Below are 25245 nucleotides of genomic sequence, written 5' to 3'. Positions count from 1 at the left end.
GATATAAATCGCTATGGATGGTGACCTTCCTACAGAGGACTTTCACCTCATTAGTTCATGCCCATGCTGGGCGTACACAAGGTGCTCAAGTTCGTTCGCTGCCGCTCACTGGGACGCTCGCTTCGCTCGCGCCCCTTAGCACAGCGTTATGTTTCAGAGAGCTCGGTGCACATCCACACCAACAGGGTCAGGTCTTGCTTTTTGCAATACATAACAACAAGCACAACGGGGTCATATATGGTCCGCCTGCCTTGGCATTGCTCATAGCCAAGTCAATGACCTCGCCTCCACACTTTATGAGGCGTTCTTCAGTCATATAGTTACACACTATTGGCCTCGTTTTTTGACAATTAAGCTAGGGTTAAAGTACTCAGTTCTGATGCGATAATTTTGGCTCGATGTTTTGCATTGGCTAATGACATGCGGTGTCTATCATCACCAAATTCCTGATATTCAGAGGCAATCTCATAGATTGTATCCACCCCTAGATATTTACTCAGTGTCCGCAGGTGCGGTGTCAGGTGACCCGCATCTTCTCTAACTCCACCTTTTTCAAAACCAAACTCCCCGCTGGAAGTTACTATGATCAAGGTCTTACCTGAGAGTAGAGGCTGTAATGGGAAGTCCCCTCGTGCGAGATCGAAATCAAACGTTTTATTGATGCGTACAATTTGATCGAACCACGCTTTCAATTGTGCCGGCATACCGTAGTTATACATGGGTGAGGAAATCAAGATAACATTAGCTGCCACCACTTCAGCGATCAGTTGATCTGACAGTGCGAGTCTCTCTTTCTGTGCCGAGGTCCTCTTTTCCTCAGGAGTAAACACCGCACTAATCCAATCCTGTGTGATGAAATCAGGTGGATTCACTCCAACATCACGATAGATATACTCATCTTCAGACCGAATCTGTTTCCATGTATCAATAAATCGTAGAGCGATATTTTTAGATATGGAATCATGATCTGGATTCGTGTTATTCACAGCTCTCACGCTAGAGTCTATGTGTAATAATGTGCTCATATTCATTACCTTAATTGATTAATAACAGGAGCTATTTTGTGAGCCTGTATAAAATAGTACAAACGCAAAAGTTACACTTGTAGATGAGTTTAAATCATCTAAACTATCAATGAACTAGTTGCTAATGTGGGGATTAAGTTTGCAAGTATCGTTACAGGCACTGAAAGCCTTTGAGTCGGCTGCCCGTCAGGGAAGTTTTAAGTTGGCCGCAGAAGAACTTTCGCTGACGCCAACAGCCATTTCGCACCACATTAGCAACCTGGAAAGTCGGTTAAATGTAAATTTGTTTCATCGACTAGGAAGACGGATATCACTAACCGGAACAGGTATAAGGTTAGCTAAAGCAACCTCAGACGGATTTCGGAAAATTGACAGTGCTTTGGAAGAGGTGATGAAGGCTGGTAGTTCCGTCAGGGTGACGACGACATCATCATTTGCAGCGATGGTGCTAATCCCTTCCCAGCATGAGTTTGAACAAGCCAACCCCGATATTTCTATGGAAATATCGACCGGCGAGTCGGTTGACAGCCAATCATATATTATTCCAATTCGGTTCGGTGATGTCTCAGTCGCAGAGGATGCTGATGTTATTAAATCTGAGTCATTCAATGTATTTGGTACTTATGGAATGGCGCCTCCTTCTTGGTCGAATGAACCCATTACCCTTTTTACAACGGAGTGGAAGAATCAATCGTTACCGGCCCCTCCATTAGCCGCTTGGCTGGAAAAAAATGGACTCGATGGGTCTAATATTAAACTCAAAAAATTTGATCAAGAGCTTTTCGGGATCCAGCAGGCTATGGCAGAAAATGGACTTGTGTTCTGTTCTACGACACTCAGTAAAAGACTGTTAAAATCTAACTTGCTACAACAATTTGAAACTCGATCGGTCAAATCAGACCTTTGCTATTACGTACCAAATAAGCATAGCTTCGAAACTAGAAGTGCCATTAGATTTTTAAATTGGATCGAATATATGTTGAACCAGTAATTCGTGAGGGCTCTTCTGGCTAACCGAGTATTCCCAAGGCAAAATACCTGCATAACAAGCTACTGCTGTCGAAAAAATTACTCGCTGGAAAACCTTGAGGGTCAGGTCTTAATTGTTCAATACATAACGACAAGCAAGAGCTGACTCCTTACATAGGGCTATTAGTCACCCTCATCCTTCTCAACGTCTTTCGGATAAATGTTATGAAGGGAAAGCTGATTCTATTCATGATATTGGGGCATTCCAGACAACTGGAAAACTAACCGTAAATATTTAAATGAGCCTAAGGCGAATAACATAGTGACTTATATTACACCAGCGGTGTAAGGAAAAAGGCGTATCCCATTGGAATTTACGAACTACTCTATCGAATTACTGGCACTTTTATTTTTAGTGTCGGTTGTCGCCGGACTCCTTGATACATTGGCAGGTGGTGGCGGGTTAATATCAATACCCGCCTTAATTTTGAGCGGTGTTCCCCCTTTGGCTGCACTGGGGACCAACAAATTACAAGGTTGCATGGGGACGGCTACAGCGTCTTATATGATGCTTAAAAATAAAAGAATACGCTGGGACAACGTGAAGTATCTAATGTTGACAGCGTTTGTAGGCGCAGCATTGGGCACCATCGCTGTGCAATTTATAAATACAGATGTATTAGCCTTTGTTATTCCTATTGTTCTTTTATTTATCGCTATCTACTTTCTTATATCGCCAAAACTAATTAAAACTCAGGGTGTCGCTAAATTAACCAACACAAAGTATAAAAATATAGTTGTCCCTTTTATTGGTTTTTATGACGGTATGTTTGGTCCGGGTACGGGCTCTTTTTTCGCCCTGTCGGGTATTCTATGTCGAGGACATGACTTAATAACAGCGACAGCCACCGCTAAACCCTTGAACTTTGCGACCAACATCGCGTCTTTAATTATATTTTTAGTAGCCGGTCATATTATCTGGGGTGTTGGACTATTGATGATGTTGGGGCAATGCATAGGGGCATGGCTTGGCGCGCATTGTTTGTTCAAAATTAAGCCCGCCTATTTAAGAATCATTGTCGTTCTTATGTGTAGTGCTATGCTATTAAAGTATGCTGATTCAATGGGATGGTTTGTCTTCACCTAATCAGCCACTCAACAGGAAAAATAACGGGCGGCTCTTACGCCTTTGTCGCTTATGTTAACCCACTATAGTTTGTCTCTTGATGGAGCGTTATAGAGTAACCTTGTGATTAAAAACCTTTCTAAAACGAAGACGTTCATACTGGGTTGCGCTATCCCCACTGCGTTTATTGCCTTATTCCATACAGTAAAAACACTCGGGTTTGCTTGGGCTTCCTCCCTTGACGCCATCGTAATAGGATTTTTGGTGCTTTCCTTTCCATGGTCAGCGCCTTCATTTGCATTGGTTGGCGAGTTAAACGGGTTAATAGGATCGGAGTACCGTAGCTATCTCCAAGCGGCGTGCCTTATTCTCGGGTTCGGGATTAATTTCCTTATAGCCTTTAAGTTCGGTCTACGTTACTGGCTCGTTAGTGTTTGTCTCTTTGCTTTGTTCATCATTATATTAGCGCTATTGTTTACCCTTTGGACGCTATTTCGTGGCTATCTGTGAGCTGATACAACGAGTGCTGTCCCCCACCCTTTATGCCCTAAGCGAACGGGTTAGATTCTGGCCGCCAGCACAGCGCATAAAAAAAGCCATAGATTAAAAATCTACGGCTTTTTTTATTTAAGTACCGATATAACACCAGTGGATAACAGCCTAGTACGTACGTTAGTGCCAATAGGGCGTTATAGATATTTCTTCAGCGTAAATGCACCACGCAGGTCACCCGCGGAATAACCAGTTGCCTTATCCTCTGGATAGAGGGCTTGCAAGCTATCGTGCAAGGCTGGTTTGATGTTTGTGCCATGACAGGCTAAACATTGGTCGCCCACGGGGATCGCTTTCATCATGCGAAAGACTTTACGTCCGCTTTCATCGACGATGACTTGTGAGAAGCCTAAGGTTTTTAAGTTAGCACCTTGTTGCGTTTGTTTAGCAAACTGTTCAAGTACCTGCTTTTCCCACGCATCGGGTGCGTTATCAGGGTTACGCAGTTTTAAACTGGTACGGCCAATCTCCCAACCCGAGGATGCGGATACTTCGTGGGTAAGGGGCATCGCTTTTGTATGACAAACAGCAATGGCCGCTGGTGCACCGCCCTCTTGCTTGGCCTTTTTCAGCTCTCCCATTAAGGTTGAAGCTAACTGGGTAATCACTTGCTTAGCCTCGGCCTGAAGTGTGGGAATATCCACTGCGAACTCTTCAGCCTGTACTGAAGTGCTGGCAGCGATCATCACGACGAGTAGACGTGCTTTCATAGTAAATGCCTCTTTGCATGCAATCGATCTAATGAGGCAAAGTATATAGCACTCTGTAGATTAGTAAACACTAATATAGAAGTTATCGACAAAATCCTACTGGGATGACTTGTTCTGCAAAAACTGCATAAAGGCTTGTTGCGCTTCTGCCGAATATAATCGTTCATGAAACAGTGAGCCTTCCTCATCCATTACATGATGCAGCTGTTGAAGGTAGGCTTTTTTCATTAACATCTTAGATGTTTGAACGGACTGTGAGGGTAATAGTGCTAAGCGTGCAGCACGGGCGCGGGCGCTTTTTAATAAGATGTCACACGTTACAACTTGATTGATTAAGCCTATATTTAGCGCTTTTTCCGCATTAAAAGGCACCCCTTCAACCATCATCTCAAACGCTTGTCGATGACCGACCATGGACGGAAACAGTAAGGTCGAACCGCCTTCGGGAATCAGCCCTAATTTAACAAAGGGCATTTGGCAGTTTATATCATCGGCTGCCACCACAAGATCACAATGTAATAGCATGGTTGTACCTATACCTACCGCATTACCTTGGACGGCGGCAACAATCGGTTTTTTACACTCGGCTAGCTGGTGTAAAAAGCCGATAATAATTTTAATCGCATCCGCGCCATCGCCCACGGATATAAAATCTTGGATATCATTACCCGCACAGAAGCTTGTCCCTTCTGCTCGAATAAGTACCACATTAATTTCTGGATTTTCAGACGCTGAATCGAGCAGCTGGGTTAGTTGCTCATACATGGACAGGGTCAATGCGTTCTTCTTAGCCGTTCTGTTTAAAATAATCTCCAAAACGTCATTATTCTGCTCTGCAAGGACAAATTCATTCATAGGGTGTCTCAATCAGGTCCGATGTTTTATAAGAAGCACAGCCATTATTTATCAATATAATGTTCTGGCAGATAGGTTTTGACCATATCGCTGCTTTGCCCCCAGACATGACAGCTATTTAGCATGAATTTAGCGCCCTCTTTCAGCACGCCGCCATCCCCTTCTTTGCCTGAACTTGGCCATATCGCTTGTATTGCCGTTGTTGCAACAACCGGTAGTAGGTCATTCAGATGGGTACAACCGGCAACACCGCCTAGCAATGCTCTGGCCTGCTTTTGCCACCCAGGCCCAATACGGGACCCTTCCAGCTTTTGGAACGCGGAGGTAATCTGGCTACACATCCGAAAAGGTGATCCATCAATGACCGCTTCAACCTGGTGGATATATAACCCTTTATCGAGGGTCACGCGTATGCTGATATCGTGAAAGGCTTCACCCCCCGCCACATAACCACCCCGTTCGGCGTTATCCACATCATGGGTTTTAATATCGGTCATCCGCGCTTCGATATCCCACAATTGGTCATCACGCAGATAACCTGTACAGGTCACCGTGCGCGTATGTTGAGCCGAACGACGAGCAGGCTTAGATAATGGCATTATGCCTCCTCCGCTTAAACGTCATCGGTTTTTGGCGCTTTAAGCATACGGCGAAGCACTTTACCTACATTTGATTTAGGTAGGTCATCCGCAAACTCAACTTGCTTAGGCACTTTATAGCGGGTCAGTTTGTCCTTGCACCAGTCTCGAATATCTTCACGACTTAGCTCGGGATTACTACTCACAATAAAGACTTTGACTGTTTCACCTGCTTTTATGTCAGGTATCCCAACCGCAGCACATTCGATCACATCAGGGTGTTTGGTAATCACGTCTTCAACTTCATTCGGGTACACATTAAACCCAGAGACGATGATCATATCTTTAGCGCGATCCACTATTCGATAGTAGCCACCTTTATCTAACGTGGCGATATCACCGGTAATAAAGTAGCCATCATCAGTAAATGAACATGCGGTCTCTTTAGGACGCTGCCAATAGCCCCGCATCACCTGCGGGCCTTTAACACATAGCTCGCCCGCTTCACCGATAGGCACGTCTTGTCCGTCCGTGCCGATCACGCGGATATCCGTATGGATCATCGGTAAGCCAATGGTACCTATATGGTTGGCCATAGGAGGGTTAAAACAAACCGCTGGTGAGGTTTCGGTTAAACCGTACCCTTCGGTAATATCGCAGCCTGTTTTTTCACGCCATAACTCTGCCGTGGATTGATTGAGCGCCATGCCCCCTGAGGCTGTAAATTTTAGGTTACTAAAATCAACATCCAAGAAGGCCTCGTCGTTACACAAGGCAACAAAAAGGGTGTTTAAGCCGACAAAGGTACTCATTCTCCATTTGCCTAACTCTTTAATAAATCCGGAAATATCACGCGGGTTAGGAATTAAAACACTATGCCCACCCAACAAAGAGACAACCTGAGCAACCGTAAACGCGTAGATATGATAGAGCGGCAAAGGGGAGATAACCGTTTCGGTCCAATCAACACCCGGCACCCTCAGTCGATTTTCAGCTTGCAGCATATTCGAGATCAGGTTGGCGTGCGTTAAGATAGCCCCTTTAGATACGCCCGTTGTGCCCCCCGTGTACTGTAAAACCGCGATATCTCCCGGTTTCACATCGACTGGGGTTGGGGTTTCACCTAGGTACTTAAGTAAGGTGTCCCTTAACGGTAGCGCATCGGGCAGATAAAAATTAGGTTCCATTTTCTTGAGGTACTTAACCGCAGCGTTAAGTAAATTACGCTTCACAAACCCATGTAGGTCGCCCACTTGGGTTACAAACAGGTGTTCTATCTCTGTATTTAGCAGTATCTCTTCCGCTTTGTGGGCCATACTTTTGTGAATAATTAACGCTTTAGCGCCTGAATCACAAAACTGATGTTCCATCTCACTCGCGGTATAGAGCGGGTTTGTATTAACAATTACTAACCCCGCGCGTAATGCACCAAAAAGCACGACCGGGTATTGAATAAGGTTAGGAAGCTGAATCGCAACGCGGTCACCCGGCTGTAGATTAGTCTCTTTTTGCAAATACACCGCAAACGAGGCGGAAAGACGATCGAGTTCGTTATAATCTAACGTTCGCCCAAAGCTCGTGTAAGCGGGTTTAGGGCCAAAATTTTTGCAGGTGTACGCTAAGATATCAGGGATTGTTTTAAATCCGTAATGATTGATATCCTCCGGTATTTGGTCCGCTGCAGGTAACGGCTGTACCATTACAGGCTCCTCGTATAATTATTTTTATCGAGAACCTTTTCGGTTCTAGTATTGATTAATCATCATAGAGGAGCGGTGGTGGAATACCCACACACCCTCTATTAAAATTAGCTCAAAAAACGGGAAATAACACCGCTAATTTTGTCGCAAGCATAATATCGCCATCCGCCTGAATTCGACCGCTCATAAATGCTTGCATACCATCGAGTTCACCTGACATGACTTCTTCCAATGTAGTGCTATCCATACGCAAGGTCACGGTTGCATCGTCACTGCTGCCCTCTTCAACTGAACAGTTACCGTCTTGAACTGCAACAAACCATTCACCACCATCACTGATCTCATACTGAAAAATAGCGTCAGTACCCGCCGCCGCAGAGGCGTCAAACCGTTGTTCCATCTGGGAGAAAATTGCGTTTAAATCCGCCATGTTTAAAACCTCATTATTATTATCACTGTTTGTATTTTTTAGTTTGTAACGCGCTGCATTCAGCTTCAGTAGACCGCGCAGTAAGGTGCGGCCTACCAGGTTATTCAGTGCTTGTTTCATCCGTCTACCTACAATGCACAATTAAAATGAAAAGTGCTCTTGATCCATAGACATTAAGTTATCGGCACCGGACTGCATGGTCTCAACGAGCGAGCGTGTACGTGGCAATATACGCTGGAAGTAAAAGGTAGCTGTCGTTAGCTTCGCTTGATAAAAAGCGGTATCTCCTTCACCAAGGGCCAGTTTTTCTTGGGCAACTTTCGCCATACGTGCCCAGAAATAACCTAGTACGATATAACCGGAGTACATCAGGTAGTCCACTGACGCGGCACCGACTTCATCACGGTTTTGCATCGCCTTCATACCCACGTTCATGGTTAATTCACCCCACTCTTTGTTTAACGCCGCAAGCGGCTGGGTGAATGCTTGCATCTCTGAGTTATCCGCTTCTGTTTGACAGAATTTATGCATGATTTTGGTAAAGCCTTTAAGCGCTTCACCTTGAGTCATCAAGACTTTACGGCCCAATAGATCCAGTGCCTGTATCTGGGTTGTACCTTCATAAAGCATCGATATGCGGCTATCACGTACGTTCTGCTCCATACCCCATTCCGCAATATAGCCATGACCACCGAAGATCTGTAAACCATGGTTAGCGGACTCAAAGCCCACTTCCGTTAGGAACGCTTTTGCTATAGGTGTTAAGAAGGCGAGCAGTGCATCCGCATCTTTTTTCTCATCACCCTCACACAGCTTCACTTTATCCACCAGCTGGGCGCAGTAATAGATCATGGCACGACCCGCTTCAGCGAACGCTTTTTGCGTTAGCAGCATCTTACGTACTTCAGGATGAACGATAATCGGATCAGCGGCTTTATCAGGATAAGCGGGGCCGTTCAACGCGCGCATCTGCAAACGGTCTTTTGCATAGGCCAATGAATTTTGAAACCCCCATTCGGCGTGGGCTAAGCCTTGTAATGCAGTCCCTAAACGGGCGGTATTCATAAAGGTGAACATACAGTTCAAACCTTTATTGGCGGTACCGATCAAGTAGCCAGTCGCCCCATCAAAATTCATGACGCAGGTTGAGTTACCATGGATACCCATTTTATGTTCTAACGAGCCACAGCTCACACCGTTACTTTCATTCAAGGCATCAGGTAGATGTTTAGGCACAATAAAGAGTGAGATACCTTTAGTACCGGCAGGCGCATCCGGAAGACGGGCGAGTACAATATGTATAATATTATCCGCCATATCGTGTTCACCGGCAGAGATGAAGATTTTAGTCCCTGATATTTTGTAGCTGCCATCTGCTTGGGGTTCTGCTTTGGTTCTCAGCATACCTAAGTCGGTACCACAATGGGGCTCTGTCAGGCACATGGTGCCGGTCCATTCACCAGAGATCAATTTAGTCAGGTAGGTCTCTTTCTGCTCATCAGTACCGTGGGCGTCTAATGTGTTCATCGCCCCATGGCTTAACCCTGGGTACATACTCCATGACCAGTTTGCGGTACCTACCATTTCATTCAGTACAATGCCTAGGGACTCAGGTAAGCCCTGTCCGCCCCATTCTGTTTCATGGGCGAGTGAAGGCCACCCCCCTTCAACAAACTGCTGGTAGGCTTCTTTAAAGCCGTCAGGGGTTGTCACAACACCGTCGTTCCACGTACAACCTTGCTGATCACCTACTTGATTCAATGGCGACAGTACGCGCTCAGAAAATTTGGCACCCTCTTCCATAATTGCTGCCACCATATCGGGTGTTGCTTCTTCACAACCCGGCAGGTTTTGATAATGACGTTCGGCATCGAGTACTTCGTTAAGCACAAAGCTCATATCACGAAGGGGGGCTTTATATTCTGGCATGACATCTATCCTCAATATTATTTTTATAGCTCTGAGTGGTATTTATCACTTGAGCAATCGCTGCTAGGTACAATCTAAATTGGCAGCACTGTTGTTCAGATATACTTAAGGATGGTCGATAGACTGAATTTCGCCAATAACAAAAGCTACCATTATTAATGACAAAAAGTAGCACATGTTTTAAAACGCTTATTTTACGGGGGGATAATCGGGGCAAAGGCGGCGGTAATCAAGATAGAATTGACGATTTAAATGTAACAATATCCTTCAACTGACATTGCAGCGCACAATAAAAACAAAAAAGCCGACACATGATGTCGGCTTTAATTCTATGACGCAGAACGCTACAGGTAATTAAACAAGCTCAAATCCTTAATGGCAGCAAAGCTGGCATAGGAGGCTTCGAGTGCGGTTTCTTGTAGTGAAAACATACTGATCGCTTCGTTATAATCCATATCCTCAAATGAGGACCGGGCCTCTTCCGTAAAGAGAATGTAATCCTCATTCACTAGAAGCTGCTGTTCCAACGTATTGATACGGCCACCAATACTGGTACGTGCAGAGATATTCAGCTCTTCAATGCCGGACAGGTTCGTTAAGATTTGGTCCATCTTAGTGTTAAACAACTCTTTGCCGCTTTCCGTTGTAAAGTCTGCAGTTTCTAGCTGTTCTTTCAGATCCATCGCGGTATTAAGAATATTGTGCTGATCAAATACGTCTAAGGTCGCCGTGCCTTCGTTAGCCCCACTGACATCAAGCTCAACCCCAGCAATCGTTAATGTTGGTGCATTCGGGTTAGTCGATAGGTCATACCCGTTTAAGCTGACCGCAGGATCTTCGGCCGTAACAAATTGACCATTTTTATCGGTTACGGTCAGCAAGCCCGCCGCATCAACACTCATTGTTAATGGCCCATGTGCAGCCATATATTCACCAAATTCTTCGGCATCACCACCATCGATATCGATATTTGAAACCATCGAAACCGTTTGTGTCAGATCCGCTTCTATGTAACCAGGCACCACAGGTACTGTTTCAAATATATCGAAACCAGAGTCCGTTGAGGCAACCTTATTTTCTGGGCCGACCTGTAAGTAACGCTGACCGTCATCGCCATTAAACTCATAACGTCCGTTACTTTGATTATAGGTATAAGGTTGAGTGAAACCTTTATTACCGGCAAAAAGATACTCACCTTGAACATCTTTTGTGTTCATCAAGCTGGATAACGATTTTACGATCTCCCCAACTTCAGAGGCGATAGAGCTACGATCGCCATCACTTAGCACACCATTTTTACCTTGAAGCGTTAATTCTTTAAGGCGGATAGAGAGGTTATTGATCTGATCAATGGTCGTTTCTTCTAGGCTCAAGCGACGGTCGGCCACTTCGATATTTGCTGAGAACTGTTCTGTTCTGGCAATCTCTTTTTTAAATTTTTGAATCTGGGCGGACGCTAAAGGATCATCCGACGGCTGCAATACCCGCTTACCGGTTGAAAGTTGCTGCTGTGTTTTAAATAACGCCGCAGAGCTGCTATTAAGATTATCGATATTACTCAGAAAAATTTGCTGTGTAGAAATTCTCATGACTTATCTCCCTATACACTCTGCAACAAGGTATCAAATATGGTTTGTGCAACTTGAATCAATTGAGCCGACGCTTGATACGCTTGCTGATATTGAACCAGCTTAGCGGCCTCTTCATCTAAGTTCACACCCGATATACTTGAACGTTGCGCTATATTCGAATCAAGCACAGCTTTACCTGCTTGTGCATTTATTTGTGCGACTGCAGCCTCGGTACCAACACGCTCAACCGTCTGACCGTATTTATCTTGGTAAGACGCACCTTCAATCGTTTTAACAAATTGAAGATCCGAGAGCAGTAACGCGTTACTGTTATCTGACACCCCATCGGTATTCGGCTGTATTGTAAAAGTATCATTCAAATTAGGTTGGTTAGTGATCGTAACGTCGAACCCTTCAAGCGTAATTGACTCGCTAGGATCAAACGCACCCACCTGACGGTCGCCCTCTTCATCCGTGAGCTGATAGTACGCAACCACGTCTGAATCATCATGATCAATGGTAAATACATCGCCATTCGCCACCGCGGCAATATCCACGGTAAAGCCGAACGTTGCTGTAAGATCTAACTCCGCATCACCAATCGCACCGACACCGGTAAGGGTTGTGGCCGGTGAGCCAGAGTCGGTAATATTAAACGCCCCGCCCACCGCAGTAATAGTGACCGGGTACGTAATACCAGACAGGGTATCGTAATCTGCAATTTGTACATTGGATGCCGTACCTGTGTTAGCTACCGCACCACTTGCGTCTAACGGTGAGAGAAAACTCAGGTTTAATGGCGGAGTTAACTGGCTAACCACTGCTGATTGATCAGCATAATCTTTATCAGTAATCGCAACGTTAACAACGCCGGTACCCGTATTCGCTGCATCTGCAGATGTGGATAAAGGTGATCCTAGTGCTAACTGGCTCGCATCATTAATAACAGTATCAATCTCTGACGCTGCATTGCGCGTTGGCTGAATTAAGAATTTATCGCCTTGAGAGAAAGAGGTCGCGCCATCAAGCTGTAAGGTAAACCCATCGATTCTTAAAGTCAGATCACCGGTAGCCGCATCTAAGTAATACTCACCATCTTCATCCACTTCCGATGCATTGGCCGGAGGTATACCGGTCGAATTAAATTCATTTTCATCCCAGCGAACTTGGTCATTACCTCGAATAAGCGTAAAGCTATCATCACTGTTAAAAATCAGCTCATATTCTGTCGCTTCAACCTTAGTGACATCATTGATGATAACCATGCCGGACGCAGATGATAAATTATCGCTTTCTGCTAATACGCGATTTCGCGCAGCGGTAGAATTATTAATGTCGGTAAACATCAACCCACCAGCATCACCATTAAGGTCCATCCCTTTCTGGTGCTGCTCATTCATAGTATCAGCAAAAACAAGTGCGATACGGCCTAACTCATCTAAGGTTTCATTTAAGGTTGTGTCACGATAATCAAGCATACCGCCAACTTTACCGCCCGACACTTGGCCGGTGATATCACCGACAGTACTCCCTATTTGAATCCCAAGATTAAGCTGCGTACTATCCGCTGGGCTGGTCATCGTCGTTAAGGTATTAGCAGACTGCCCAACAACTAAAGGGGCACCATTACCGATAAAGACACTGACTTCTTTGGTATTACCATCTTCAATAGTGGTGAAGCCTATATACTCGGACAGCTCCTCCAATTTTAGATCGCGCTGATCGAGAAGTTCACTCGATATGCCATTACCCGCAGCGTTAGCAATACGTATATCATCATTCAGCTGCGCGATATTCTGAGCAATTGAGTTGATGGCAGCAACACTGCTTTCCAACTGCCCATTGATCGTTTCATTTTGACGGCGGATGTTGGCATCTAAATCATTAAAGCGCTGGGTCAAAGACTCTGCCTGCGCAATAAACAGTTCACGGTTAGGTAAACTAACAGGGTCATCAACCGCGGTTTGCATGGCCCCAAAATAGTTATCCATCGCCGTAGAGATGCTGGTCACATCTGAGGCCATAAGGTTATCAAGTTCGTTAGCAAAGTCTTCAAAAACATCGTAGCTGCTATAGGTCGAACTATCCGCCCAAATCTGACGATTTAAGAAGTCATCCGCCACGCGATCGATATTATCGATAGTGACGCCACCTTGGCCTTCGCGTGATTCAAACACAGGACGCTGGCGTGTGTAACCCTCAGTATTTACATTACTGATATTCTGGCCGGTAACGGCGAGCGCAGTCTGGTTAGCCTGCAAGCTCTGCGTTCCTAATGTAAGTAAACCAAAACTAGACATTTGTGACTCCTTTTGAAGTGCAATGCTACCGTAACGAAGTAACGGTTAAGGAGAGCTGAGTAATAGCTTATCGGCTATTAGCTAACTCTCTTTAGGAAAACCGCTTCGACTTGCCAGTAGATCACCCTCAAAAATATTTTTAATCTTTTCAGCGTATTCAGGATCAGTTGCATACCCTGCTTCCTGTAATTTCTGGACATAGTCATAGGGATTACCCGCGCTTTCTATCGCCATCTGGTAACGCGAACTTCCTTTTAGGAAATTGACATAATCTCTAAAACTATCTTCGTAGCTGTCATAGCTACGGAATGATGCATTTTCACGTTGTGCTAAACCATCACGGTATTCTAGGGTGGACACTTGAGCACTTGCCCCCTCCCAACGTCGATCCGCTTTGATATTAAATAAGTTGTTACTGTTGCTACCATCTGCCTGACGTACCATAAATCGACCCCAGCCTGTCTCTAACGCTGATTGGGCAAGGAGCACCCGAGGATCAACCCCCAATTCGCTGGCTACTTTTTCAGCCAACGGTAACAATTTTTCTACAAACTCTTCCGGCGACTCAAAACGGTCAGGCAGGTTTTCTTCGCTCGCATTTGAAACGGCATTCAGCTGCTTTTGAAAAACCTCTTTCACGGTACTGATCTGATCGTCAGTTAAGGTAATGCCGGGTGGGTTCTCTTTCCCTTCGGCTTTAGCTAACAGGGCGGAAGCAGCAATAGACGCCGCTTGGTCAAATGCTTGATTAAGTCGGCGGCTATTAATATCCAAATCATCTAATTCGACTTGGCGCTGACTGTTCTCATTATTGCCACCTAACTGCCTGACTAAAACATCTGTAAGACCAATCCCTTTATTGCCCGACATCTCCATTGCAATTTGATTATCGTACATGCTCTGGAACAGTTTGGTCTGGCTGCTATTCATGAAATTATCATCACCAAACGCAGCATTGGCATCACGCATAGATTTGAGCAGCATATTGACGAATAGTTGCTCAAATTGCTGAGCGGCTAAACGTAAGCCCTCATCACTATTGGTTCGGGCTTTAGCCTTTAGCTTTTGCAGTTCAGCAAGATCGGAATAAAGCTGAGCATGACCGCCGTCACCCGTTTTAATCATTAGATCACCACCAATTCAGCTTTAAGGGCACCGGCTTGTTTAAGTGCCTCAAGAATCGCCATCAAGTCACCCGGTGCAGCACCTACGCGGTTCACTGCATCAACAATGTCTTGTAAATTTGTGCCTGGAGAAAACTCAAACATATGACCCGAACCTTCATCCACCTCAATACCTGTGCGCGGCGTCACGACAGTCACACCATCGCTGAGAGGGTCTGGCTGATCCACATTTAGCTCTTCAGCAATGGCGACCGTTAACCCACCGTGGGTAATAGCAACAGGCGAAACCCGTACATTTTGGCCAATAATGATGGTGCCCGTACGTGAATTAATCACCACTTTGGCCGCATCCATCGCTGGCTCAACATTTAAGTTTTCAAGTACCGATAAAAAAGACACGCGCTGCGATGGATCCCTAGGCGCACGCACACGGATAGAGGTTGCATCCATTGACGCGGCCATACCCTCGCCCAATAGATGATTGATCTGTTCAGCCACACGGCGTGAGGTTGTAAAATCAGACCGATGTAGGTTAAGCACTAAACTATCGCCCTGTGAAAACGCGGTAGGTACTGCACGCTCGACCATCGCACCATTAGGGATACGACCCACACTCGGAACATTTAAAGAGAGTTTTGAACCGTCAGCACCCTGAACACCAAACCCTGATACCACTAAGTTACCTTGTGCGACCGCATAAACCTGACCATCAGCCCCTTTCATCGGCGACATCAGCAAGCTACCACCGCGTAAACTTTTGGCATCACCTAAAGCAGACACCGTAATATCAATTTTCTGCCCAGGTTTTGAAAACGCAGGAAGATCTGCATGAATAGCCACGGCAGCAATATTCTTCGATTTGGGATCGACCGAAGTAGGAATCGCCACACCAAAGTTATTTAACATGTTGCGGAACGTCTGTGAGGTAAAGGACGTTTTATCACCGGTACCATCTAAACCTACGACTAAACCATAGCCAACCAGCTGGTTAGAACGCACGCCGGAGATACTGACCATATCTTTTAAGCGACTGGCTTCAGCAGTAATACTCAACAACAAACTAACAATTAAAAGTAATGTAATTCTCATGACCCTATCCCCTTAAAACGGCATTAACGCGCCAATAAAGAAGCGAGACATCCACCCCATTACATTGGAATCATTGACGGCACCCGTACCACTATACGCGATACGTGCATCGGCTAATTTTGTCGACTCAACCGTATTATCAGACCCTATATCTTGTGGGCGAACCATACCGCTAATCCGAATATACTCGTCACCTTGGTTAAGGTTTAACCACTTTTCACCTTTAACGATTAATACCCCGTTAGGCAAAACATCATGCACGGTGACGGTAATATTACCAGTTAAGTTATTACTCATATCGGACGTGCCTTCACCTTCAAACGCAGTCGTTGTCGACGGTAGCGTAAAGCTAACTGGCTTACCCAACGCCGTTACAGGTGAACCAAACGCCGTTGCTTGCTCTAACGAGGTGGTGCCGCTTTTATCAATCTCTGTTGTAGCGCTTTTCTGAGAGCTTGTACTTTCCTGCAAGGCGATCGTTAAAATATCCCCAACACGATGTGCACGCCCATCACCATACAAATTAATACTGGTGGCCGCGTTATAGATAGAACCGTTAACGGGCTGTGCATCCGTTAAACCTTGTGGGCGAACAGGCGCGTACTCAGGGTTATTAGGCTGCACCTGTTTTTGCACGCACCCCGTTAATAACCCACTAACCACCACAAGACTTAGAAGTATTTTTTTCATGTTCATATCACCTCATTTTGTCCAGTTAAAGCTGCTGGCTCACGAAGGAGAGCATCTCATCTGCAGTAGAGATCACTTTTGAATTCATCTCATAAGCACGCTGCGTGGTAATCATGTCCACCAGCTCTTGCACTGAGTTCACATTCGAACCCTCTAGCGCACCTTGTATTAACTGACCTGTTCCATTTTCACCGGGGTTACTCACTAAAGGTCCACCACTCGCTGCTGACTCTTGATAAAGGTTTTGCCCTAAAGCAAGAAGCCCTTGAGGGTTCACAAAATCAGCCAGTTCCAATTGTCCTATTTCAGTCGGTTCTGAATCTCCAGCAACCGTCACTGACACAATGCCATCAGTACTGATGGAAAAGTTTGTCACTTCCCCCGGCAACGTAATCGCAGGCTCTAATTGATACCCTTCTGCTGACACTAATTCATTATCAGAGTTAAGGTGTATCTGCCCGTTACGGGTATAAGCAAGATCACCATTCGGTAAGGTAACCTGCAAGAAGCCTCGGCCATTGATGGCAACGTCAAAAGCCTCATCCGTTATCTCAAGATCACCTGTACTAAACAGTTTCTGGGTACCGACCGTTCGAACACCTGAACCGATTTGCAACCCAGAAGGAAGCTGTGCCTCTTCTGCGGTTTGCGCACCTGGCTGGCGACGAATTTGATACATTAGATCTTCAAATACAACCTGATCTCGTTTAAAACCAACCGTAGAAACGTTTGCCAGGTTGTTAGATATCACCTTCAGATTTGTATCCTGAGCGGTCATACCTGTTTTAGCTACATTCAGTGCACCGTGCATCTATCTGTCCTCGATTGGTTCTATGAGAGTTTCAAAATGGATGTGGCAGATTCAGAATTTTCTTCAGCCGTTTTCATCATCTTAATTTGCATTTCAAACTGACGGGAGGACGTAATAATCCCCGTCAACTCACTTACCGCATTTACGTTACTTGTTTCTAAATACCCTGCTCGAAGCCTGACATTTGGGTCGGGTTCCAGCGGAGCTTGAGCCCCTGTCGTCATTAAACCATCCGTGCCTTTAAATAAGGTTTTAGGATCAGGGTTCACCAGTTTCAATTGATCTGCGACCAATAACTCAACCGCATTATCCCCCACTGGGCGAATGGTAATAATGCCGTTTGTTGCAATATCGATATTCTCAAAGGGCGGCAACGTAATCGGAATTCCGCCATTGCCCATCACCGGCAAACCACTGCCCGTAACCAGTTGGTTAGCGGCATTCATCTGCAGAGACCCGGCACGGGTATACCCCTCCGTACCATCAGGTCTCACTATCGTTAACCAGCCGTCTCCAGCGATAGCGACATCGAGTTTCCGGCCAGTATCAATCAACGCACCGCTGGTCAGGTCCGTCGCTGGACGTTCTGTTTGGGCATAGACACGAGAAGCATAACCTTCCCCAAACACTTGCATAGCGCGGGCTTGAGCAAGATCTGACTTAAAGCCCGTTGTGTTGGCATTAGCAAGGTTATTGGCATAGGACTGCTGCGCAAGCATATTTTCTCGCGCACCACTCATTGCTAAATAAAGAACCTTATCCATCTATCACTTCCAGAATTTGGCGGCATAACCGCGTTTTTATCTATGAATTTATTTTTCTCTAGTTATATAGATAGCAACACACGTGCCAAAAACAAAAAAGGCCGCAAAAGCGGCCTTTAATAGAAAGGAGATAAACCTTATATCTGCAAAATATTCTGCGTAACGGTATTGAGTGTTTCCAAGGTTTTTGAGTTCGCCTGGAAATTACGCTGCGCTTCAATCAAAGAGACAAGCTCGGCAGACAGGTCAACGTTAGATTGCTCAAGTGCGGCAGATTGCAATGTACCATTAAGGCCCGTACCTGGCGGGTTCACAATCGCATCCCCTGAGGTAAGCGTCGACGTCCACTCCGTATCACCTGACGGCGATAGGCCTGACTGGTTTTCAAACGTCGCGATAGCAACAACACCTAAGTCCTGAGTCTGACCATTGGAGAAGCTTGCAACCATTTCACCGGTGCCCGCAAATGTAACCCCGATCAAATCACCTTTGGTATAACCATCTTGAGTCGATGCTTTAACAATCGATGAGGACGCAAACTGAGTTGTATTGGCAATATCTAGATCAATTACGGTTGTCGAATCCGCTGGATCCGCACCGGTAATCGTAATCGTTGGCACAACAGAGCCGGCAGAGAACTGATCACCGTTAATACCCGTTAGCAAACCATTGGATGGATTAAACTTAATCAAGATAGGGCCTGGCTCAGTCCCTGTACCGGTTTCACCCGGATCGAGCTCTTTCCCAATATCTAATTGCTCAGATCCATTCAAGTAAGCATACATTCTGTATACCCCCTCAAATGAATTATCACCATTTTTCACAATTGCAGCTTCAAAAGGCGCACCGGCGGCAACACCTGATGTTTCTGTAATCGAAATGGCTTCAGCAGGTGTAATATCACCTGCTTCAGCCTTATAAGTCACAACAACTTCTTGGTTGACGTTGTCGTAGATAACTGACTCTACACTCGGGTTAGCATCGAGTATTTTCGCTTCACTTGCCGTTATCGCTTGGCCAATCTGATCCGCTGTAGAACCCACACCTAAGGTGCCGATTGAAATCCCACCAACCTCAAGCACTACGGCTGCAGCCAACGGCACTTCACCACTATCAATCGCAAAAGTGTAAGTCTCGTTCGCATCAATTTCATCAATTTCAGCAACCGTCGCGCTACCTGAGATTTGTACTAGATCAGGTTCTGGAAACTCAGATTTAAACCGTAGCGTGATATCATTCGGTCCATTATAAACAACACTTCCAATTCTGGAGTCGCCCGTCACCGGATCGGTAAGATCACTAAAAAATGCACCCGAAGAGATCACGTCTCCCGCTGTATAACCTGCAAGTTCAGCCATATGGGCCGCTGTTACCGTAACACCCGAGATCGTATCCCCAGTCGTCAACGAAGTAACTTGCTGCTGAGCTTGTACAGGACGCGCTTCAGCCATATTAATTTTAACGGTATGCTCATTACCTAAACTATCAAAGGTTCGAACCGTCGTACTATACGTAAAAGAACCCGGTTCATCTTTGTCATAATCATTTAACAGCGTCGCAGAATCTTCCCGGGAATCGATATTAAATGAGAGATCAATCTCTTCCGTCGCTTTAGGCGGACTCTCTTTCTCAGTTACGGCCAAGTTACCAATCGGTAAACGGTTACCCTCTTCATCTAAACCGTAACCCTGTAGGTATTTACCGGTTTTCGACACCATAAAACCATCTTTATCTAGCTCAAAGGCACCGGCACGGGTATAGGTTGTGCCACCTTGACCGTCATCAAGCTGAAAGAAACCTGAGCCATTGATCGCTAAATCAAGGTTGTTATTAGTAAACTCGACCGTACCTGCTTGGAAATCCTGAGCGATATCGGTAACGGTAACACCTGCACCAGCCACATTCGAAGAACCCGCACCGACAACGGCCGTCGCATAAATGTCACCAAACTCTGTACGTGAAGATTTAAAACCTACCGTACTCGCATTTGCAATATTGTTACCGGTTACATCAAGGTCTGTTGTTGCTGCCTTCAGACCGGTTACTGCTGTATTAAAACCTGCCATTATCCTGTCCTCACACGCCGATCTTTTTCACGTCACTGACATCAAAAGAGCCAGCATTCGTATTAACTTTCATGCCGATACCATTCTCACCCAAGGTCACACTGTTCACCTGATAGGCCAAATTAGTGTCTACGGCGCTGTATTCGTTATCATCTAAGCGTTCGACCGTGAATGTATAATCACCCGCGGGTAGCTCAGGATTACCGTCCTCATCAAACGCCATCTGCCAAGCAAACTCATGCTCACCCTGCTCAACAGAACCAAGCTGCATAGTGTCTACAAGAGAGCCACTTGAGTTATAAACCTTAATCCGCACATCCGATGCACTGGTCTCTAAATTAAATGAACCATGAGCATATGGATTCGCCTGTGTACCTACTTCACCGGTATCACCTGGAATATAAACCGATTGACCCACCATGGCCGAAGCCTGCAAAGCCGCTTGGCTTGATAACATAGACTGCGACAGCTCATTCATCGATGTATTCAGCTGGTTGATACTCTCAACCTGCGACATGGTGGCGATCTGTTGCATGAAGTCACTCGTATCAGCAGGACTAGAAGGATCCTGGTTCTGCAGCTGAGCAATCATCAGCCGCATGAACATATCACTATCTTCTTCCGTCTGACTTTTCGATGTGCTCGACGTCTGATTCGTTTGATTAATTTGTTCAAAGACGTTTTGATTTACGCCACTTACAGTACTCATGGCTATTTAGCCTCGCGTCTTAATTTATTGATTACTGCCCAAGGCGGATAGTTTGTTGCAACATCTGCTTGGCCGTATTTAGAATTTCGGTATTAATCTGGAATGAGCGAGAGGCTGAAATCATATCTGCCATCTCTTCGACCACATTAACATTAGGGTAATAGACAAAACCTTTTTCATCCGCCATCGGGTGCGATGGATTATATTCCTGACGCAAATCTGCTTTGCTCTCAACAATACCTAACACCTGCACGCCCTGCCCTGCCTCAGGTCCAAAACTACTTTGTGGATCGGCAAGTGGATCAGCCTGCTGTACTGCAAATACAGGTTTACGGGCACGATAGGTTTCATCAACACTAGAACTAACACTTTCCGCGTTGGCCATGTTGCTTGCTGTAGTATTTAAACGGATCGTTTGCGCATTCATCGCAGATCCAGCAATACCAAACACATTACTCAAAGACATGACTACTCACCCTTAATCGCTGATTTCAGCCCGGTAAACTTTTTGTTCAAAAATTCGAAAGAGGCTTGATAACCCAAAGCATTCTCAGTGTAACGTGCCATCTCTTGCTGAACCTCAACCGTATTGCCATCAACCGAAGCCTGCGTTGGGATACGAAACATCATCTCGGCCGCCATACCTGGATCAAGTAACGCAGTTTGATGCCCCGGCGATGTTGCTACCTGTTTAATTGACATCGTGTCCGACGCGTTATTAAGCGCCTGAGAAAACGTTATATCTTTTGCTTTAAAGTTAGGCGTATCAGCATTAGCGATGTTATTAGCGAGCACCTCTGCACGACGTGCACGGTGTAACAGTGCATCTTCATGTATACCCAGCGCTGCATCAAAGCTAATTGCCATAAAACCATCTCCTTTTATCGATAGATCTTATTAAGCAATACACATACCAAAACAATAAAGTTCTTATTTAACAAAAAGATAGATAAAATAGCGCCCAACAACCAGTCATCCCAACGGCTAGAACCGGCAAGATAAAACCCCTTAATTGCCGCCCGGCAAAAAAATACAAGCGGAAAGCGGAAAGCGGAAAGCGGAAAGCGGAAAGCGGAAAGCGGAAAGCGGAAAGCGGAAAGCGGAAAGCGGAAAGCGGAAAGCGGAAAGCGGAAAGCGGAAGATAAAAAAGCAGGCGTTAAAGCACAACCTACTTTTTAATGTTTATAAAAAACTTAGATCGCTTGATAGATAATGCCAGGCCGACAATGAATCATCTGATATTTATCAGAGAGACCTGACAAAAATTCAGAGGCACCCAAAATCAAAAAACCACCCGGTTTAAGGACGCCGTGCATCTTTGTTAAGATTTCGGTTTTTTTCTCACTAGAGAAGTAAATAAGAACGTTACGACAGAAAATCACATCGAACTTACCCATAGCGGAATATTGGCCTAATAAGTTAATGCTCTGAAAACGAACCCGCGCTTTGATATCAGGCTTAACCGCCCAACAACCACTTGCGGTTTCAGTAAAGTGCTGCGTTAAACGCTCTTGGGACAAGCCTCGACCGATCGCCAACATCTCATACTCGCCACGCTTCGCTTGCGCTAAGACCTGAGTTGAAATATCGGTTGCGACAATCTCTTCAGAAAACGATTTACCCGGTGTTTTTTTTCTAAACTCATCAAACGTCATACTGATCGAATAAGGTTCCTGCCCTGTTGAGCAGGCCGCCGACCATATGCGTAATTTAGAGCCCGCACTCTTTTCTAGCAACTCAGGTAAGATACGATCCCGTAGAATATCGAATGGGTGAACATCCCTAAACCACAACGTTTCATTCGTTGTCATGGCGTCAATGACTTGCTCACGTAATTTTTTTGCGGCCGGGCTCTCTAGCCTAACGATGAGATCCTTTAAGCTAAGACAGTTCTGCTCTTTAACAATTTTACCTAACCGACTTTGCACCAAATACTGCTTATGTTTAGCCAGTAATATGCCACTTGTCTCTTCTAGAAAACGACTAAATAGCTCGAAATCAGAATCAGTTATAGTAAAACCCGTCCGAGGTGTAATACTCATAAAGAGCAGGAACTCCTATTCCACATTCTCAACTATTGCTCGACCTGATTAATACGCTGCACAACGGCTGTCGCTAAGTCATCTGGGTTAAATTTAGCAAGAAAGCCGTCGGCCCCTACCTTTTTAACCATCGAAACGTTGAAACCACCGGACAGTGAGGTGTGTAACACAACATGCATACTCTTCATACGCTCGTCATCACGAATCATCGACGTTAAGGTATAACCATCCATTTCAGGCATCTCTATATCGGAGATAACCATCAAAAAATGCGTTGTAACATCCACGCCTCGATCCGCCATATCACAGAGGTAATCCCATGCTTCGCGACCATTATTACAAGACGTTACTTTGATCCCAAGTCCTTCCAGACTTCGCTTCATCTGATTACGTGCGACAGAGGAGTCATCCGTTATCAGTATTTGATAGTCTTTTGCTTTTTCTCGAACCTGATCATCAGCCACTTCTTTGCTAACTTCAGTAGGCATAGGGTAGAGATCCGCCAGTATCTGCTCGACATCTAAAATCTCAATCAGGCGGCCATCATACTCAAAAATAGCGGTCAAATAATTCTCGACACCGATCTCTGTCGGCGGCGCCATAATCTGATCCCACTGTGTATTAAGGATGCGGTCTACTTTGCGCACCAAAAACGCCAACGTCCGCCGATTATATTCAGCAACAATCAAAAAACACTCTAGGCGCTGGTCTTTAGGCACGGCGTCACGGCCAATCGCCTCAGACAGATCCAATACAGGGATTGTCTCTCCGCGAATATGTGCCATACCTTTAATAGCAGACGTCTGCCTAGGGACTTCCGTGAGTTTAGGGCATTGCAGAACTTCGCGTACTTTGAACACATTAATACCGTACTGCTGATCACTTTCTAAAGCGAACAACAATAGTTCAAGCCTGTTCTGGCCTACCATTTGAGTACGTAGGTTTACACTATCTAGGATACCTGACATGATCTAACAATCCCGTAGAGATTAAAGCAATTCTATTTTTATATTACACACAATAACGCCACCCAAGATGTTAGTGACACAACGTGAATACTTATAATTTAACACGACTTTTCTTACTAACCACTTTTCTTTTGTTTCCCATCAGCCTTTTTGCTGCCAATGAAACAGATAAACTCGAACACGCAGCGACACAGTATCTACACGAACACTACAAAAACAGTTCACCCAATGCACGCATTGAGGTCAAACTTAACCCGATTAGCAGAAAAATCAAACTAAAAACCTGCCTACTACCCTATGAATTTCAAACACCTAAGGGAAGCGGTAGCCGTATAACACTGAGGGCACGCTGTCCGTCGCCCCTTTGGCAGCTCTTTGTCGCAGCCGAAATAAAACAGTTTGGCCTCGCTGTCGTCGCCAAATCAAGCTTACCCCGTGGCACATATATCAGCATACAGGACATTAAGATCAAAGAGGTCGATTTAACCTCATTAAGATCGCCTTATTTCACTGACACCAACGCAATCCTAGGCTGGACAAGCAAACGTAGCATTGCTGCCGACACCGTCATTACCGCGACGATGCTCAAACCCCCGTTGGCGGTTTCCAAAGGGGACGCACTGATTATAGAAGCAAAACGCAACGGTGTAAGTATTCGTACATCAGGTACCGCACTTGAAAACGGAAGCCTAGGCGAGCAAATTAAAGTCAGAAACGATCGCTCAGGTTTTGTCATTAAAGCTAAAGTCATCCAAGCCGGTTTAGTACAAGCCCCTTAGTCTCAATCCTAAGTGGATGGGCTATTCTGCAACTGCTATACTGTGATTAATATTTTTTAAGAAAATAACTTAAGTTTTTCTTAAAGTTCTATATAGAGCCGCCGATAAGTAAGTTCAGATACAGTATTGAGGACGGATAAATGATTAATGATCTCACGAGCCTGTCATCATCTCAGACGGCAAACACTCGTGCACGGACTAGCGAACAAAGTAACGCTGCCAAAAATGGCAACGGTGCTTCTGTGCAGCAGTCCCCGTCCAATAAAGGTGATACAGTTAATCTCAGCAATGCAGCTCAGTTACTGCAGAATGTTGAAAAACAATTGTCGAATACACCTGATGTGGACAATGAACGTGTCGAGCGACTCAAACAGGAAATAGAAAGCGGTACCTATCAGATTAACGCTGAACGCGTGGCTGAAAAAATGCTTAATTTCGACAACCTACTTTAAAGCCCT

Annotated in this window: 24 protein-coding genes; 4 read left to right on the top strand and 20 right to left on the bottom strand. The window is 45.3% G+C overall.

Annotated features, from left to right (window positions below):
* Nucleotides 1-350: 350 nt before the first annotated feature.
* Nucleotides 351-1025: an FMN-dependent NADH-azoreductase gene (locus A3773_RS13000; RefSeq protein ID WP_067986699.1), complete on the bottom strand. Its 675-nt coding sequence runs from the start codon at nt 1023-1025 to the stop codon at nt 351-353.
* A gap of 139 nt (nt 1026-1164) precedes the next feature.
* Here A3773_RS13000 and A3773_RS12995 point away from each other — a divergent pair, with 139 nt between their 5' ends.
* Complete coding sequence (locus tag A3773_RS12995) at nt 1165-2016, top strand: LysR family transcriptional regulator (protein ID WP_067986723.1); 852 nt, start codon at nt 1165-1167, stop codon at nt 2014-2016.
* Between the two features lie 345 nt (nt 2017-2361).
* Nucleotides 2362-3141: a TSUP family transporter gene (locus A3773_RS12990; protein ID WP_067986697.1), complete on the top strand. Its 780-nt coding sequence runs from the start codon at nt 2362-2364 to the stop codon at nt 3139-3141.
* A gap of 668 nt (nt 3142-3809) precedes the next feature.
* Here the strand turns inward: A3773_RS12990 and A3773_RS12980 are convergent.
* The 19 genes from A3773_RS12980 to A3773_RS12885 all read right to left on the bottom strand — a co-directional run bounded on the left by A3773_RS12980 (nt 3810) and on the right by A3773_RS12885 (nt 24008).
* Nucleotides 3810-4382 (bottom strand): Tll0287-like domain-containing protein, encoded by a 573-nt coding sequence (locus A3773_RS12980; RefSeq protein ID WP_067986694.1) that lies wholly within the window; start codon nt 4380-4382, stop codon nt 3810-3812.
* Between the two features lie 96 nt (nt 4383-4478).
* Nucleotides 4479-5237: an enoyl-CoA hydratase-related protein gene (locus tag A3773_RS12975; RefSeq protein ID WP_067986692.1), complete on the bottom strand. Its 759-nt coding sequence runs from the start codon at nt 5235-5237 to the stop codon at nt 4479-4481.
* A gap of 44 nt (nt 5238-5281) precedes the next feature.
* The gene (locus tag A3773_RS12970; RefSeq protein ID WP_067986689.1) at nt 5282-5836 is read right to left on the bottom strand and encodes a DUF2889 domain-containing protein; all 555 of its coding nucleotides are present in this window, start codon (nt 5834-5836) and stop codon (nt 5282-5284) included.
* Nucleotides 5837-5850: 14 nt separating this feature from the next.
* Nucleotides 5851-7515: an AMP-binding protein gene (locus A3773_RS12965; protein WP_067986686.1), complete on the bottom strand. Its 1665-nt coding sequence runs from the start codon at nt 7513-7515 to the stop codon at nt 5851-5853.
* 112 nt (nt 7516-7627) lie between these two features.
* The gene (locus A3773_RS12960) at nt 7628-8065 is read right to left on the bottom strand and encodes an SCP2 sterol-binding domain-containing protein (protein ID WP_269454502.1); all 438 of its coding nucleotides are present in this window, start codon (nt 8063-8065) and stop codon (nt 7628-7630) included.
* A 21-nt stretch (nt 8066-8086) separates the two neighbouring features.
* Nucleotides 8087-9874, bottom strand: a complete 1788-nt coding sequence (locus A3773_RS12955; RefSeq protein WP_067986683.1) for an acyl-CoA dehydrogenase C-terminal domain-containing protein — start codon at nt 9872-9874, stop codon at nt 8087-8089.
* Nucleotides 9875-10218: 344 nt separating this feature from the next.
* On the bottom strand, nt 10219-11463 hold the full coding sequence (flgL, locus tag A3773_RS12950) for a flagellar hook-associated protein FlgL (RefSeq protein WP_067986681.1): 1245 nt from the start codon (nt 11461-11463) through the stop codon (nt 10219-10221).
* Between the two features lie 11 nt (nt 11464-11474).
* Nucleotides 11475-13745: a flagellar hook-associated protein FlgK gene (gene flgK, locus A3773_RS12945; protein ID WP_067986678.1), complete on the bottom strand. Its 2271-nt coding sequence runs from the start codon at nt 13743-13745 to the stop codon at nt 11475-11477.
* 81 nt (nt 13746-13826) lie between these two features.
* A complete protein-coding gene (gene flgJ, locus A3773_RS12940) occupies nt 13827-14870 on the bottom strand; it encodes a flagellar assembly peptidoglycan hydrolase FlgJ (protein WP_067986676.1) in 1044 nt (347 codons plus the stop codon).
* The gene (locus A3773_RS12935) at nt 14870-15958 is read right to left on the bottom strand and encodes a flagellar basal body P-ring protein FlgI (protein WP_067986674.1); all 1089 of its coding nucleotides are present in this window, start codon (nt 15956-15958) and stop codon (nt 14870-14872) included. The genes flgJ and A3773_RS12935 overlap by 1 nt, the downstream gene beginning before the upstream one ends.
* 12 nt (nt 15959-15970) lie before the next feature.
* Nucleotides 15971-16648 carry a flagellar basal body L-ring protein FlgH gene (gene flgH, locus A3773_RS12930; protein WP_067986671.1) on the bottom strand — a complete coding sequence of 226 codons (678 nt, stop codon included), beginning with the start codon at nt 16646-16648 and terminating at the stop codon, nt 15971-15973.
* A 25-nt stretch (nt 16649-16673) separates the two neighbouring features.
* A complete protein-coding gene (gene flgG / locus A3773_RS12925; protein ID WP_067986669.1) occupies nt 16674-17459 on the bottom strand; it encodes a flagellar basal-body rod protein FlgG in 786 nt (261 codons plus the stop codon).
* Between the two features lie 20 nt (nt 17460-17479).
* Complete coding sequence (locus A3773_RS12920; RefSeq protein ID WP_067986666.1) at nt 17480-18223, bottom strand: flagellar basal body rod protein FlgF; 744 nt, start codon at nt 18221-18223, stop codon at nt 17480-17482.
* A gap of 137 nt (nt 18224-18360) precedes the next feature.
* Entirely contained in the window at nt 18361-20289 is a 1929-nt protein-coding gene (locus A3773_RS12915) for a flagellar hook protein FlgE (RefSeq protein ID WP_067986664.1), read from the bottom strand.
* A gap of 10 nt (nt 20290-20299) precedes the next feature.
* The gene (locus A3773_RS12910; protein WP_067986662.1) at nt 20300-20998 is read right to left on the bottom strand and encodes a flagellar hook assembly protein FlgD; all 699 of its coding nucleotides are present in this window, start codon (nt 20996-20998) and stop codon (nt 20300-20302) included.
* Nucleotides 20999-21029: 31 nt separating this feature from the next.
* A complete protein-coding gene (gene flgC, locus A3773_RS12905) occupies nt 21030-21464 on the bottom strand; it encodes a flagellar basal body rod protein FlgC (protein ID WP_067986660.1) in 435 nt (144 codons plus the stop codon).
* 2 nt (nt 21465-21466) lie between these two features.
* Nucleotides 21467-21865: a flagellar basal body rod protein FlgB gene (flgB, locus tag A3773_RS12900; RefSeq protein ID WP_067986658.1), complete on the bottom strand. Its 399-nt coding sequence runs from the start codon at nt 21863-21865 to the stop codon at nt 21467-21469.
* Between the two features lie 326 nt (nt 21866-22191).
* Nucleotides 22192-23040: a CheR family methyltransferase gene (locus tag A3773_RS12890; protein WP_067986653.1), complete on the bottom strand. Its 849-nt coding sequence runs from the start codon at nt 23038-23040 to the stop codon at nt 22192-22194.
* Nucleotides 23041-23072: 32 nt separating this feature from the next.
* A complete protein-coding gene (locus A3773_RS12885) occupies nt 23073-24008 on the bottom strand; it encodes a chemotaxis protein CheV (RefSeq protein WP_067986651.1) in 936 nt (311 codons plus the stop codon).
* Between the two features lie 83 nt (nt 24009-24091).
* On the opposite strand from A3773_RS12885, the gene flgA reads away from it, so the two are divergent.
* Both flgA and flgM read left to right on the top strand, forming a co-directional pair.
* Nucleotides 24092-24787, top strand: a complete 696-nt coding sequence (gene flgA / locus A3773_RS12880) for a flagellar basal body P-ring formation chaperone FlgA (RefSeq protein WP_067986649.1) — start codon at nt 24092-24094, stop codon at nt 24785-24787.
* A 140-nt stretch (nt 24788-24927) separates the two neighbouring features.
* The gene (gene flgM / locus A3773_RS12875) at nt 24928-25239 is read left to right on the top strand and encodes a flagellar biosynthesis anti-sigma factor FlgM (protein WP_067986647.1); all 312 of its coding nucleotides are present in this window, start codon (nt 24928-24930) and stop codon (nt 25237-25239) included.
* Nucleotides 25240-25245: the final 6 nt, after the last annotated feature.

Source organism: Neptuniibacter pectenicola (genome assembly GCF_001597735.1).
In the GTDB taxonomy this organism is placed as follows: domain Bacteria; phylum Pseudomonadota; class Gammaproteobacteria; order Pseudomonadales; family Balneatricaceae; genus Neptuniibacter; species Neptuniibacter pectenicola.
This window is presented reverse-complemented; position numbering and strand designations above follow the sequence as displayed.